Annotated in this window: 10 protein-coding genes; 1 reads left to right on the top strand and 9 read right to left on the bottom strand. The window is 31.6% G+C overall.

From position 1 onward, the window contains the following. Window positions 1–105: 105 nt before the first annotated feature. Window positions 106–1,518: a pyruvate kinase PykF gene (gene pykF / locus A9G40_RS08325; RefSeq protein ID WP_065579392.1), complete on the bottom strand. Its 1,413-nt coding sequence runs from the start codon at window positions 1,516–1,518 to the stop codon at window positions 106–108. Between the two features lie 346 nt (window positions 1,519–1,864). Continuing rightward, window positions 1,865–2,281 (bottom strand): META domain-containing protein, encoded by a 417-nt coding sequence (locus A9G40_RS08330; protein WP_065582667.1) that lies wholly within the window; start codon window positions 2,279–2,281, stop codon window positions 1,865–1,867. A 74-nt stretch (window positions 2,282–2,355) separates the two neighbouring features. Here A9G40_RS08330 and hrpA point away from each other — a divergent pair, with 74 nt between their 5' ends. Next, window positions 2,356–6,231, top strand: coding sequence for an ATP-dependent RNA helicase HrpA (hrpA, locus tag A9G40_RS08335; protein WP_065582668.1), 3,876 nt, complete (start codon window positions 2,356–2,358; stop codon window positions 6,229–6,231). Window positions 6,232–6,305: 74 nt separating this feature from the next. Here hrpA and A9G40_RS08340 read toward each other — a convergent pair whose 3' ends face one another. The 7 genes from A9G40_RS08340 to A9G40_RS08365 form a co-directional block, all read right to left on the bottom strand. Continuing rightward, a complete protein-coding gene (locus A9G40_RS08340; protein ID WP_065567211.1) occupies window positions 6,306–7,349 on the bottom strand; it encodes a YdgH/BhsA/McbA-like domain containing protein in 1,044 nt (347 codons plus the stop codon). Between the two features lie 50 nt (window positions 7,350–7,399). Next, window positions 7,400–8,113: a helix-turn-helix domain-containing protein gene (locus A9G40_RS08345; protein WP_065582669.1), complete on the bottom strand. Its 714-nt coding sequence runs from the start codon at window positions 8,111–8,113 to the stop codon at window positions 7,400–7,402. Window positions 8,114–8,638: 525 nt separating this feature from the next. Continuing rightward, the gene (locus tag A9G40_RS15875; RefSeq protein ID WP_081302205.1) at window positions 8,639–8,812 is read right to left on the bottom strand and encodes a phage/plasmid replication protein, II/X family; all 174 of its coding nucleotides are present in this window, start codon (window positions 8,810–8,812) and stop codon (window positions 8,639–8,641) included. 714 nt (window positions 8,813–9,526) lie between these two features. Then, window positions 9,527–11,467, bottom strand: a complete 1,941-nt coding sequence (locus A9G40_RS08350; protein WP_065582670.1) for a peptidase U32 family protein — start codon at window positions 11,465–11,467, stop codon at window positions 9,527–9,529. Window positions 11,468–11,600: 133 nt separating this feature from the next. Continuing rightward, on the bottom strand, window positions 11,601–12,470 hold the full coding sequence (htpX, locus tag A9G40_RS08355) for a protease HtpX (protein ID WP_065582671.1): 870 nt from the start codon (window positions 12,468–12,470) through the stop codon (window positions 11,601–11,603). A 166-nt stretch (window positions 12,471–12,636) separates the two neighbouring features. Next, complete coding sequence (locus tag A9G40_RS08360) at window positions 12,637–14,067, bottom strand: glycosyltransferase family 2 protein (RefSeq protein ID WP_065582672.1); 1,431 nt, start codon at window positions 14,065–14,067, stop codon at window positions 12,637–12,639. A gap of 439 nt (window positions 14,068–14,506) precedes the next feature. Beyond that, window positions 14,507–15,940 (bottom strand): stealth family protein (locus tag A9G40_RS08365; protein ID WP_218057989.1); only part of this gene is annotated, 1,434 nt, incomplete at its 5' end.

The following is a 15,940-nucleotide window of genomic DNA, read 5'->3' on the forward strand; positions in this document are numbered from 1 at the left end:
TTTTTCAAACTCGATTAATAATATCTTGTACAGAATAGCTTAAGTAAAAAAAAAAGCTAGCAGGTAGCTAGCTTTTTTATTTTATATAAAATTAAAATTTAATTTTTAAATACGATGAACAGAAGTTGTATTAGTGGTGCCGCTTGGAACTAAAGCGCCTGAAACCATAACGATAATATCACCTTGTTGTAAACCGCATACTTTTACTGCCATCTCTTTACCTAAGCGATAAAAATCATCAGTTGAGTTGATTGAATCAATTAAAATAGGCTCTACACCTTTGGTGACCGCTAACTGATTAACTGTTTTTTGGCTAGATGATAATGCTAAAATACGAGCTTTTGGGAAATAATGGCGAACTTCTCGAGCTGATTTACCACTACGGGTTGCAACAACAATAAGTGGGGCATTTAGACGCTCAGCGATTTCTACAGCACCACAGCAAACAGCTGCTGTTATACGTAATTTTTCTTCTTTTGATGTTAATTCTAATGACGCTGGAATTGTGCCATCAGTACGTTTACAGATAGTTGCCATGACATTGACTGTTTCTAAAGGGTATTTACCTTTAGCACTTTCACCAGAAAGCATAACAGCATCCGTACCATCAATAATTGCATTAGCCACATCGCCAGCTTCGGCACGAGTAGGGCGAGGGTTTTTAATCATTGAATCAAGCATTTGTGTTGCTGTAATAACAGGTTTAGATGCTTTATTACATTTTTTGATCATCATTTTTTGAGCAAAAATAACTTCTTCAACAGCAATTTCCACACCTAGATCGCCACGAGCCACCATAATACCATCGGAAGCTTCAAGAATCTCATCAAAATTATCTAAACCTTCTTGGTTTTCGATTTTTGAGATGATCTTAATATCCTCGCCACCATGGGCTTTTAAGTGTGCGCGAATATCTTCGACATCCGAACGCTTACGAATAAATGATGCAGCAATAAAGTCAACGCCTTGCTCGCAACCAAAAATCAGGTCGTTTTTATCCTTTTCTGCAAGGGCTGGTAACTTAATTGAGACGCCGGGTAAATTAATACCTTTATTTTCACCAAGATCACCATTGTTTAAAACCGTACAGATAACTTCATTACCTTTGATTTCTTTAACATCCATAGCAATCAAACCGTCATCAACAAGTACACGATTACCAGGCTTAAGATCATGCGCAAAGCCATCATAGGTCACTGCAACTCGTTCGGCATTTCCAATGACACTTTTATCGGTTGTAAAAGTGAAAGTTTGGCCTGCAACAAGTGATACATCATTACCGCCTTCTAATTTAATGGTGCGGATCTCAGGTCCTTTGGTATCTAACATAATTGCTGCTTTTAAACCAGTTTCCTGCATTACTTCTCGTAAGTTTTTAATACGGTTACCATGTTCCTCATAATCACCATGAGAAAAGTTTAAACGCATAACATTCATTCCTGCGTTTAATAGTTTTGCTAACATTTCTTTTGATTCAGATTTTGGTCCGATAGTACAAACAATTTTTGTCTTTTTCATAATAGTATCTACTTAGTAATTTATTTAATGTTAATGTTAATGTTTTAATTTAAAAATTCGATAAATCAACGTTATGCAAAAAAAAACCAATGACAAGGCATTGGTAAGATAGGCTAAAAGTACTTTTTGTAGCTTTAAACAGCTACAAAAGTCACCTAAAATATCTGAAGAGTATGATAATTTCATCAATAAGTTAAATCCTTTAAAAATTACCCTTATTATATTCTTAACAGTATTTTAAATAAAGTTTTTTATATCATACATATTTTTGCTTATAAAATAAACTAATTATAGCCACTAGATAGATGCATTTCAGCCACAGTATCAAGCCAATAAAATGTTTGAATTACATTAAATCTTTAAGTTGGTAAATCAGCTCATTTTTTTCATTTTTTAAGATTAATTGATTATTGGTTAAATCGATCTTTGCGCCATTAACTATTAACTGTTCAATGATATAGTCTAATTGGTTTAATTGTTCATCATTACAAAGTATTTTAGTCATTATAACACCTGAACCTTTAATGTTATCGCTATCCAAAGTAACCTGGCTAGAAAACTGATTACACATTTTGCCTGTTATAGTCATCTTTTCACCAAATATAATGTCAGCTTGATCATCTAAAGAGATATCTTGGCCATTTGCTTTAGTGAGCACAAAACGGTGATGCATAAGATCGGTATCTTGTATTTTCTTTGATTCATTACAACCATACATAAGCAAAGAAGAAAATAGTGAAATTAGCAATAACGTTTTTTTCATTTGAACTCCTACTAATAGGTTAAATTTGCTATAATTGAAGTTAAGTTTTACTTTAAATAAAATATTTGGTCTCTATGTTAACGCAAAAACAACTAAAAGATCTTGATACAATGACTTTTTTAGATAAGCATAAAATTATTAAACTAGCCCAAAAAAGTCAAACTATAGCTGATATAGATGCCAATATACAAAGTGCTATTTTACATTACCAAGCTAGAGTAGCGTTGTTACCCCAAAAAATTAATTTTCCAGCTAATTTACCTGTTGTTGAAAAAAAACAAGCAATTTATGATGCAATTAAGCATCATCAAGTCGTTATTATTGCTGGCGAAACAGGCTCGGGAAAAACCACCCAGATACCTAAGATCTGCTTAGAATTGGGGTTAGGGGTCAAAGGATTTATAGGCCATACTCAACCACGGCGTTTAGCTGCACGTTCTGTGGCTAATCGTATAGCCGAAGAGTTGAAGACAGAAATCGGACAATTAGTTGGCTTCAAAGTGAGATTTTCTGATCACGTTAGTGAAACGACTCTGATTAAATTAATGACTGATGGTATATTACTTGCAGAAATTCAAAAAGATAGACTTTTATTGCAATATGATACTATTATTATTGATGAAGCGCACGAACGCAGCTTAAACATTGATTTTATTTTAGGATATTTAAAACAGCTATTACCTAAACGTCCCGATTTGAAAGTCATAATAACATCAGCAACTATTGATGTAGAACGTTTTTCTAAACATTTTAATCAAGCGCCGATTATTGAAGTATCGGGCCGTACTTTTCCTGTTGAAGTAAGATATCGTCCTCTAGCATTAAATGAAAATGAAAGCTATAGCGATAAAAATAATGATTTTCAACCCATTATTGATGCAATTGATGAGCTATCAACCGAAAGCGCAGGTGATATATTAGTTTTTTTAACAGGTGAAAGAGAAATACGAGATCTTGCTGATACGCTTAATAAATTAGATCTTCGCCATACTGATATTCTGCCATTATATGCAAGACTATCTACAGCAGAACAAAATCGTATTTTTCAGCCCCACACAAAAAGGAGAATCGTTCTTGCTACCAATGTGGCGGAAACATCGTTAACAGTACCAGGAATAAAATATGTTATCGATCCTGGTTTAGCTAGAATTAGTCGTTATAGCTATCGTACTAAAGTTCAGCGATTGCCAATTGAGCCAATATCTCAAGCATCAGCTAACCAACGAAAAGGCCGATGTGGGCGAACTTCAGATGGTATCTGTATTCGTTTATATGATGAGCACGATTTCTTATCTCGCCCCGAATTTACCGATCCTGAAATTTTACGCACCAATTTAGCTTCAGTTATATTGCAAATGACTTCACTCGGTTTAGGCGATATTGCAGCGTTTCCTTTTGTTGAAGCACCCGATTCAAAATATATTCGTGATGGCATTCGTTTATTAGAAGAACTTGGCGCAATTGATACCAAACATAATCGATATCATTTAACCGAAATAGGGAAAACTTTAGCTCAGCTTCCTATCGATCCAAGGTTGGCCAGAATGTTGTTTGAAGCAAAGCGATTAGGCTGTACTAAAGAAATAATGATAATTACTGCGGCTTTGTCAATTCAAGATCCAAGAGAAAGACCTTTTGATAAGCAACAAGCCTCAGATGAAAAACATCGTCGTTTTGTTGACAAGGATTCTGATTTTATTTCTTTGATTAATTTATGGAATTATATTAAAGAGCAACAAAATATATTATCTGGTAACCAATTTAGGCGATTATGTCAAAAAGAGTTTTTAAATTATCTCCGTATTCGAGAGTGGCAAGATGTCTATACACAAATTAGGCAAACGATAAAACAATTAGCGTTTCCAATTAATAGCAATACAGCAGATTATCGTTCATTACATATATCGTTACTAAGTGGTTTACTATCTCATGTTGGAATGAAAGAACTTGAAAAGCATGAGTATATTGGGGCGCGTAATATTAAATTTGCCATTTTTCCTAATTCGGCTCTTTTCAAAAATCAGCCAAAATGGTGTATTGCTAGTGAACTGGTAGAAACCAGCCGACTATGGGGAAGGGTCGTAGCAAAAATTGAAGCAGAATGGATTGAGCCTATAGCTAAACATTTGGTGAAATACAGTTATAACGAGCCGAGATGGTCAAAAAAGCAGGGAACGACTATAGCAAATGAAAAAGTGACTTTGTTTGGCTTGCCTATTGTTGCTAGCCGAATAGTAAATTATAGTAAAATTGATCCTGTGTTAAGTCGCTCTTTATTTATTCGTCATGCTTTAGTTGAGGGAGACTGGTTTACTCGTCATCAGTTTTATAAAAAGAACCAAAAATTAATCAGCGAAGTTGAAGATCTTGAACATAAGTCTCGCCGACAAAATATTTTAATCGATGATGATGAACTTTTTGATTTTTATGATAAACGAATTGATAAATCCGTTATTTCATCTAAACACTTTGATACTTGGTGGAAACAAAAACAAAAATCTGATCCTGATTTTCTTAGTGTTGAGAAAAAGATGTTGATCAAACAGTCGGCAGAATTAGTTAATTTAAATGATTTTCCTGATTTTTGGCACCAAGGCAATCTAAAATTAGCACTCAGTTACCAATTCGATATAGGGCATAATCGTGACGGTGTCACAATTAAGATACCTCTTAATTTATTAAATCAGATCAAAAATAGAGGGTTTGATTGGCAAGTACCTGGTTTCCGAAAAGATTTAATCATTGCATTAATTAAATCATTACCGAAATCATTGCGTCGAAATCTTGTCCCTGCGCCGAACTATGCTGATGCGTTTTTACGTAGAGCTATTTCGACAGGCCAATCTTTGTTAGAAAGTTTAGAAACTGAATTTCACAAAATGACAGGAGTAAAAATTACCACTGAAGATTGGCAACTAGATCAAATCCCCGACTATTTGAAAATAACTTTTAGCATTGTTGATAATAACAACAAAGAAATTGCTTCAAGTAAAGATCTAATTTTGCTAAAAGAACAGCTTAAAAACGAAATTCAACAGGCATTATCGTCGTTAACAACCCAAAAGACAGTTCAAATTGAACAGAATGATTTAACTGATTGGACTTTTGATTTGTTACCAAGTGTGTATGAAGAAACTCATAAAAATTACACTATTAAAGCTTACCCTGCAATCATTGATAACCAAAATTCAGTAAGCATTAAATTAATCGATAATCAATATGAGCAACAAAGACTAACTAAACTAGGATTAAGACGTCTACTTATACTTAACATACCATCACCAATTAAATATTTACATGAAAAATTGCCGAATAAATCTAAATTAAGCTTGTATTTTAATGCTTTTGGCACGGTGCTTAGTTTAATTGACGATTGCATTGCTTGTGCTGTTGACTATTTGATTGAAAAAAATAATCAGATCATTCAAAATCGAGATAATTATCAGTCATTGTTAAATTATACCAAAGGCAATATTAATGAAACTGTGGTTGATATTGCAAAACAGGTTGAGTCCATTTTGGTTTTATATAATAACATCAATAAAAAACTAAAAGGTCGCATTGATTTATCATTAGCCTTTTCTTTATCTGATATCAAAAAACAACTTGATCACCTTGTTTATAAAGGGTTTGTTGCAAAATCAGGTTATAAACGGCTACCAGATATTAATCGTTATTTATCCGCAATTGAAAAAAGAATTGAAAAACTAATGGTAAATTTTACCAAAGATAAGCAATCGCTGAACATCATAGAAACGGTTGAAAAGCAATATGTAACGTGGGTGAATAGTTTGCCAGAAAATTCAAAATCGCAAGAAGAAGTAATAAATATCCGTTGGATGATTGAAGAGCTAAGAGTGAATCTATTTGCTCAGCAACTTGGTACTCCGTATCCAATTTCCGCAAAACGTATTGAGCAACAAATCGATAAAGTAAAATCTGAATTATAGTGGTTAGTTGGCTAAGTAATTTTGTTTGATAGAAAAGTAGGGCGCAGTGAAATGCGCCCATTTATTGGTATAAGTTATCGATAAAGATCAACAAAAACAGTGATGTTCGGCCCATTAGAGTCATGGGCTACTCGAGAGATATGATAATATTTGGCACCAGCATCAATAGCGCGTTTACCTGCTTGATAAGAAATTTCCTGATCAGTCACATAGTAGCCTCTAAATTTGATTGTATCAAAGGCAACCATTTTAGCCGCTGTTGCATCATTTAATTCTTGAATTTTCCGCCCATCTGATAACGTTACAGTGTAACGATTTATGCGTTGAGGCTCCGTCGTCACTGCTGTAACCTCAGATGTAGATGTGCTGTTTACTGTAGATGTTTTTGTATTATTTACTGGTTCACGAATAACTTTTACTTTATTATTAAATTTATCAGCATAAAATTTTTCATTAAAAGCTGAAGGAGAATAATATCCCGGTTTTTCCACTTGCATAGCCGCATCTCCGCCTTGTGCAAGAGCGAGTTGGCCAGCCTCAGAATCATATGGAATTGCGTCTTCAGGTTGAAGTTTACGTTCTGGTGCATCTTTCTTAAACAAATAAGCAGCAATTTGTAGATTGCTACCAAGCTCGCTACGTGAATCGATATAATAGGCATAAGCACCTTTTGCTGAGGCTTCTTTAGCGATTGCTTGGTTTATATCATATTCACTAGGAAAATATCCACGAATTCGTACAATATTGAAAGGTTCTAAACGAATTGCTTTAGATTTTGGATATTCATATACTCCTTCGAATTTACGTAAATTTTCGGCTTTTTCTTCAGCTTTAGCAGCATCTGCCTTATATAGCTTAGCGTAAACAATACGTAAAGTATCATTAGACGGGCTGATATTGGTTGTTGTTATAAAGAAAGAAGCGGCACCTTCTTTATCTGCCGCTTTTGACATAGCTAAAACATAATCATTATCAGTATAAAATGCCCCTCGGATAGTTATGCTTTTAAACGACTGCAGATCTTTAGCCTGCTGTTCAGTTAACTGTTGGGCAGCAAATGAAGAAATAGGGGTGAGAGCCAAAGTTACTGCAATAAATGTTTTCTTTAAACTTGTCATATATTAAGACCTTACAATAAATTATTGTGATTATTTTAACATAAATAAATTTATTTGCCTAAATCCATCAAAGCATTTAAATCTTTAATAAATATATGTTTTCCTTTAACTGATAAAATATTTTGTTCTTGAAGCTTTGATAAATTTCTACTAACGGTTTCAACTGTTAAGCCCAAATAATTAGAAATATCGGCTCGGCTCATCATAAGTTTAATATTTAATGAAGAATGACCTCTTTGTTTGTAACGTTGATAAAGTGAATATATAAAGGTTGCTAATCGCTCATCGGCTTTTTTCTGAGAATAACAAAGTACTAATTTTTGATAATTATAAATATCAGAACTTAGTAAATTAAGTACCATTTCTCTAATATCTTTTTGGTGATCAACCAGCGACATCAATTCATCATAATTAAGCTGGCAAACAAGTGTATTGCAAAGCGCTTGGATATTGTTGTTATATAATTTTGTTGAAATTGAATCTAAACCAACAATGTCGCCAGGTAAATAAAATCCATTAATTTGCTGATGATTATCAGGCGTTGTAACAAAAGTCTTTAATGCACCAGAATGAATAATATAAAATTTAGTAAATGGTGTGTTTGCTTTAACCATAATTTCATCTTTGGCATAAGACATTTTACGCTCTAATACATTATCTAAATTATTGTTAAGTAACGCGGGGAGACAAAGAGAGCTTATACTACATAATTCACATTGAACAGAATAACTGTTTGAACGTAATGTCTTAAAAATATTTTGCATATTAACTAAATAGAATAATTACAGTTTATCAAACGAGCAGGTTATCATATTTTATAATAAAATAACAATTGTTCATTAATTATTATTTTATTATTTAAAAATATCTAATACAGGGTTATTAATATTGATTTTAGTCATCAGTGTCCGAGTGGGTACGTAGAGCCGACATCATTTTACGATGATATAATTCACAACAACCTTATTTAACATAATACACATTATTCTAACGTATTGATTTTAATGATTATTTATTTTTGTTAATTTGTTAGTAGATTGATTAATTTACCATTTTACTGGTAAATCGTGTTTTTTAAATTGAGGTCATGATTATACAGGTTTCATCGTCTAGTTTTACGTACGTTTATCGTGGTACGCATAATGTGTATTATGTTAAATAAGGTTGTTGTGAATTATATCATCGTAAAATGATGTCGGCTCTACGTACCCACTCGGACACTGATGACTAAAATCAATATTAATAACTCTGCGCAACGGAATTACGTTATTTTTTTGTTGTTGTAAGTTTTATAATTGCATTTTACTTAAACCAATTAATAACAAGTCTTTTTCGTACAGCCAAAAAGTTTTTTGTGACATAGAGTTCTTAACAAATTGATAACCGTCATTTAGTAATAATCGATAAAAAGTATAAATTCGATTAGCTTTTGAATATGAGATTTTTCCTGTTCTAGTAATAATTGATTGACAAAATACTCAATCAAAAGACGTTAAGTGGCAATTAATAATTAGAACTGATACGGACGATAAAGGACTTAAAGTTTCATAGATATTTTTATCGTGGTACGCATAATGACATTTTGCGTACCACGATAAACGTACGTAAAACTAGACGATGAAACTAGCATAATCATGACCTCAAATAAAAAAACATAACCCACCAACAAAAAATTAAATTAATCAATTTGTGAATTAAGAATGAAGAATAAATGACCATTAAAATCAATTATGTTATAACTTGTCGGCTGTTTAATTGGCCGTTTATCGGCGCTCTTCTTTTTTAATGCTAGGAACTTTGTCCTTCAAAGTTGTTAAAAAAAAGTTAAATAAAATCAATGTGTTTTCTGACTGTTTTTATTGTGTTTATTTACAACGGTACTTTCTGCCACCTCATCACCTTTGTTTCGGATACTTACAATTAAGCTTGGTGCCACTTAAACAGGCTTTATGTTGCTAATTAAAGTGTGTTGATAGGCAAATGCCTATTTGATTAACCAAGCATAGTTTCACAAATAGGCGCTTTAGTGATAATGAATAAACTTAGTTTACAAAACAGGTAATTATAGAATTAATTCCAGCTTGCATTACTAACTTTATTTTTTGAAACTACTGCTTTATATCTGTTCTCATCAATTTAAAACTAAATTTTTTTGTTATTTTTGTTATTATAGTAATTTAATTCTTTGTCATAAAAATAACATCACTACCAGGTAACGGTTTTTTTAAGATGTGGCTTTTGATTTTTCCCCAAACTTGCATTTCACAAGCTTTACAATTGAACTTTAATAATAATTCTTCATTGTTTTGAATCAATTTCATTGGCGTTACTTTGTTTTTTACTCCTTGGATTCCTTTTGCTTGTTTTGGACATAAATTAAACGCAAATCGTAAACAATGTTTCGTTATCATTAGTGGGACATCATCTTTTATTTCGTGTGCTTCATACGCACTTTCAATTAATTTTACGCCATGTTGTGCATAAAATTCCTTAGCTTTATGGTTATATACATTGGCTAAGTAACTTAAGTGTGTCTCTGGGTAAATTGGTGTTGGTTTTAATTCTGGCTTACGTGTCTTACAATGATAATTGGCTAATCTAGCTGCGGTTAAATTATCGATAATTTCTCTTCTAAATTGATTTAGTCGGCTACTTGGAATAAAATAAATTTTTGACAAATTCATTTTAAATTCAATTAGGTGATATATTGTTTGCCCTATTTTAGATAAGTTATCTCTAATATTTTTCACAAATTTATCTGGTTGTTCTGCAAGATCAAATTCATCCTTTAATGCTAATTCAACACAAATACCCTCTTCACTTTTTGCTATTAATTCAATACCTCCTTCAATATTATGTAATTCAAATGATACACCTATGCGACGATTACTTGTTTCTTTCAATAAATTTTGCTGCCACATATGATCGAGATTCCGATTGACCATATAAGGTAGTTTAACGGAAAAAAGTGGTTTGGGAATTTCATTTGGGTAAATGCGGTATTGATTAGCCGAAAGTTTCTCTACTTTGTCAGCTCTAAATCCAAAAATTTCTCTTTTTATCAGTACATTTAAACCATCACCATTAGTTAATATTTTCTCGGATCTGATATCGATAGTTTTAGATGTAACTTTAGTTATCTCACCAACCTGCAAGCCAATAAATTTAGGTGAATTGAAGGCGCCTATATCAGGTTTTCTACCGTTTATAAAATAATCAGTACTTCCTCGATGAAATGTTCGGTTAGGATCTGGTGTAAAAAAGTGTTCTGTACGACCACTTGATGCAGGTAAGAAATTTGATGATTTAGCTAAAATATTATCTAATTTTTGGCGATAAAATGCTGTAATATTTTTTACATAACTTAAGTCTTTATAGCGCCCTTCTATTTTGAATGATCTAACACCAGCTTGAATTAACTCCATTAGATTATCCGATTGATTATTATCTTTCATTGATAATAAATGTTTTTCGTAAGCAACAATACGACCTTGGTCATCTTTTAAAGTAAAAGGTAAGCGACAAGCTTGAGAGCAATCTCCTCGATTAGCACTGCGCCCTGTTTGTGCATGAGAAATATAACATTGACCTGAAAAAGCCACACAAAGTGCTCCATGAATAAAAAACTCTATTTTCGAATCAATTTTTTTATTAATTTCATATATTTGAGTTAAATTAAGTTCTCGTGCTAAAACTATTTGTGAAAATCCAACATCAGATAAAAATTTTGCTTTTTCTGGTGTTCTAATATCCATTTGAGTACTAGCATGTAAATCAATGGGAGGTATATCCATATTCAAAATTCCCATATCTTGTACAATTAATGCATCAACACCCGCATCATAAAATTGCCATATGAGTTGCCTTGCTGGTTCAAGCTCATTATCGTGAAGAATGGTGTTTAAGGTTACAAACACTTTTGCATAATAACGATGAGCAAATTCAACTAACTGGGCAATATCGCTAACAGAATTCCCTGCATTATGCCTAGCACCAAAGCTTGGTCCACCGATATATACTGCATCTGCGCCGTGTAAAATAGCCTGCTGTGCAATTTCAATATTTTTGGCAGGGCTAAGTAATTCTAATTCATTTTTAGCATTATGATAGGATGGCATTATAAACTCTTTTGACAATGGGATTAATTGACGCTCTGTTCTTTATTTGACAAGCATTATTGTTAATTTAATAATGCTTGTCAAAAGCTTTCAGATAATTGTACGTTTGTATATAATTTTTGTTATAGAATGATTAGTTTTGGTAAGTCCTATTCTGTAAAGCCTTGATTCGTTTTTCTAATGGTGGATGAGACATAAACAATTCAGAAAATTTCGCTTTTTTTGCACCATTAATACAAAATGCCAGAATTGAAGTATCTTCACTTGGTTCATGGCTGGTTTTTAGTTTTTCTAACGCAGCAATCATTTTTGTACTGCCTACTAATTTAGCCGAACCAGCATCAGCATGAAATTCTCGATAACGAGAAAACCACATTGCGATAAGGCTTGCTAAAATACCAAATACAGTTTCAAAAACCATAACTATCAAGAAATAGGTTAACTGTGATAAACCACGATTACGATCATCCAATGCTTGAGCTACAACAGATGCTAACATTCTTGAAATAAAAATAACAAAAGTATTAAGTACACCTTGTAATAAAGTCATTGTGACCATGTCGCCATTAGCAACATGACTCATTTCATGACCAATGACCGCTTCTGCCTCATCTTGAGTCATTGTGTTTAATAAACCAGAACTTACTGCAACAAGAGAACTATTTTTGGTGGCACCAGTTGCAAAAGCATTAACATCCTGAGCATGATAGATAGCAACATCTGGCATTTTTATATTAAGCTCGGTTGATAAACGGCGAACAACATCGAGTAACCACTGTTCTTGATTATTACTAGGTTGAGTAATAATTTGCCCTCCTACTGACCGTAAAGCCATCCGTTTAGATAAAAGAAGAGATATAAAAGATCCACCAAAACCAAATAGTGCTGCAAAAATAAGTAAACCTAGCGTACTATGTGAATCAACACCTAAGATACTTAGAACAATGCCAAATACAAACATAACGGCTAAGTTAGTTAGAATAAATAATCCAATTCGCATCATATAGTTTCCTTTTTATTGTTGTTTTTAATTATTAAATAATAGATGATACATAACGATAGGCATGTAAAAGCTTTCCATAATAAAAGTAAAAAGAGCTTAGCTATGAAAAAATAACATGGATACATCATCTGTTAAATATGTTTATGAGTCTCACTGTTATATATTACTACAATTCTAGTTTTGGTAAAAAAGAGGAACAAAAATATTTTTCATTGATGAATACCTTATAAGCATCACACCCTTGTTTTCCATAATTTGTTAAAAAGGAGCAAATATCATCTTTTACATCCAAATTAGTCTTATAAGCCTTAATAATAATATTTAACAATTCACCAAATAATTCAAATTTATTAAAAGGTGGTAAATTGATCTTTGAAATATTCCGCATACCCTTTTCTGTTCTTGCCATTCTTGCTACTCGATGAAAAATGATTTCTTCTGCATTTGGAGCATACTTAATCAGATTTAGTAACATTGTTCTTTGTGATGGAAAATTATCTGGATAAAATGTGTCAGATTCCACATTTCCTACAATAAAAATACTTATTTTTTCAATGGGTATATTTAACCATGAGATATTTAAAATAAAGCCAATTGATTGATCACAAAATCTTTTATTTGCAACAAATATAAATTCAATTTCATTGTTAATCAAAATTCTAATTTTTATACTATTGAGCTGACTATTTATACGACCAACTATCCAACGCCGATCAATTGATATCAATTGAGTATAGTTTTCTTTTATTTTTTCAATTTTAATATTATTTATTTTAAGTTTATAGCTTAAATATGTGATTCTGTCTTTTACCTTGTCTAAATAACGGTATATTTCAGTATTAATAGTTGGTTGACAATTATATTTATCAAAAAGTTGAAGGGTCCTAAAAGCTACTTGAGCTCTATCAGCTCTTCCCATTAAACGGCGCCTTTCCCATTCTTCTTTCGACTTTGTGAAATAGTGGTGAAAAACTCCATACCCTAATGTTGGTTTTTTTAATGAAATTGGTTCAGCTTTCCACTTAGGTAAAGAAAATTCATTATCTATATAACTTCCGTCTAAAATATCACATATATGAGTTCTCATATTAAAAACTTTAGATGGTTTAAAAATTGATTTGACAGATGAATGAGGTTTCTTATCACAATGTGTGAATCGTTCTAAGACAAGCCTATCATCTTGTGTTACTAATCCACTTGACCCAAATAAAAGCCAAGGGATAGCAATTGCAGCAACATCTGTTTTTGTTTCTTCTGCAGCAGAAACAAAATCTCTGATATCACCTTGCTTAGGTAAAAAAAATTCATCAATATCACAAATCATAACCCACTCAAAAAGATAGCTAAAATTCTGAAGAAAATGAGAATATGCTTCTCTTTGTGGTGGAATATCCTTTTTTCTTGGCCAATGAATCCTTGTGATTTCACCAATCGCATCAAGGTTGATAAGTAATTCAGATGTTCCATCATCACTAACGTTATCATATAAAAATATGTGATCTATCCCAATAGATTTTTGATACGCAATCCACTCCATAATATATGGAGATTCATTTCTACATATAGCGCAAACAGCAAATAAATTTTTTTCCAACATTTCTATATTCCTAATAATTTTAAACTTTCATAGGGAACGATGATTACAATATTCAATATTTTTTATATTGATAATAATTATCAATTTTATATAAAGCGAATTCTGAATTATTAAAACTAATTGCACACAATATATTTAGAAAAATATTTCCATTTTTTATTAGTAGCTTTCAATAATTTTTTTATTATTTGAGCTAGTACGCTACCAGCTATTGAATATGTTTCAACATATTTGACAACAGCAGATTTGGAGACAACTATGATTCCATTTCAATAGGGCATTTGGTATGGATGGTAGCATTTTACCTATTCACATAATGCCCTATTTAACTTTCTAAAGTGCTAAAGTGCGTTCTATGGAAATGAGAATAATATAATTACCATATACTATGTCAATCTCGAAAAGTTTTTTGTTCGTGATTTATATTACTCGTTCTTAATTACTTTTCAAATGATGATTTTAAAGGAAAATAAGACTCTAAAAAATCAATTGTCATATCATTTACAGGTAGAAGTCTGTCTTCGGGAACTGCAACATCATTAATACAAATAGTTTTGTATTTTCTTGTTTTAAAAACTCCATTAAACTGTTTATCAATCGTTTTTTTATATAAAGCTAAATAACGATGTGACAATTTAGATGGAACAGCTAATCCTTTTTGAAATCCGTAATGATACTGCATAAATGCAATCGGTCTTAAATCATTTTTGGATCTAAATCTTTCTTTTTCACATTTAGAAAAAGCAGCTTCAAATTTATTTTCTAGAAAATATAAAAGACTTCTTCTAGATGGATAAGGACAATGTAACATTATATCATTACCAGATTTTCCAAAATCATTCTTAATTAAGTTAATTGCATTGCGATCAGATAATAAATATTCTTCTCTAGAGTCATCAATATCTGCTTCATATACTCTATTCTCTGATGGGAAATACTTCATAATACCATTAGCAAAGAAAAAATCACTTGGCGTACAAAAATCAGTTAACATAAAATCATCATTAAAATAAAGGAAATGTTCAGATAATCCGTCTATATGGTGAAGCTGTGTTTCGATACTACTTGAATTAAAAGTAGGTAAAGCGTCTTTATTTTTATAAATATCTTTATGATCAATTAACGTAATTTTTTCATTGCTTATATCTAACCATTCTGGCGTTTGCCCGCAAGTTACAATAAAAATCTTTCTTATAAATGGTGCAAACATCTCAATAGATCTTAACAAATATTTTAATTCATTTCTATTTCGAAAGCGTTCATCTTTATTTGCCCTACCTTCTCCTTCTAATGAATCATTAATATTATTAGAATATAAATCTTTCTCTGCTTTCCACTCAGTATCGTCTCCATTAACCCAAGTGATAACCGCATCGATAGGAAAAGAATAACAAATTGAGCTAGATTCTAAATATTCATCTAAATTTTTATTACAATTAACATAGCTTTTAAATGTATCTATAGTTAATTTACTAATAAATTTATTACTTCCCTTAATCGTATAAAGAACTAGATCAGAATATGTTTCTTGCTTGCTCCAAAAATATATTCTTATAAGTGAATAGTATTTATTTGAAAAAGATTTAGTTGAATATTCATTTTCGATATGAATTAAATCAAAATATTTAAGTTGAGGAATGTCTACTTTTTTCTTAATATTTTTTATTAAGAAAAAATCATTATCAACTTTTAAATAGTAATCTCCTTCAGAGAACCAGTATTGCAGCATACTTACAAAAAGATTCATATCTTTATAATCAATATGAATTCCTTTCATCCAAGGATCTTCTGTTGCACCAGTCATAAAGGGAATATTTACTAACTTACAAAAATCCATTAATCTTTCATAAAATAATTGACCATTATTGCTGAT

It is taken from the genome of Gilliamella sp. Nev3-1 (assembly GCF_001690435.1).
Taxonomy (GTDB): Bacteria; Pseudomonadota; Gammaproteobacteria; order Enterobacterales; family Orbaceae; genus Gilliamella; species Gilliamella apicola_C.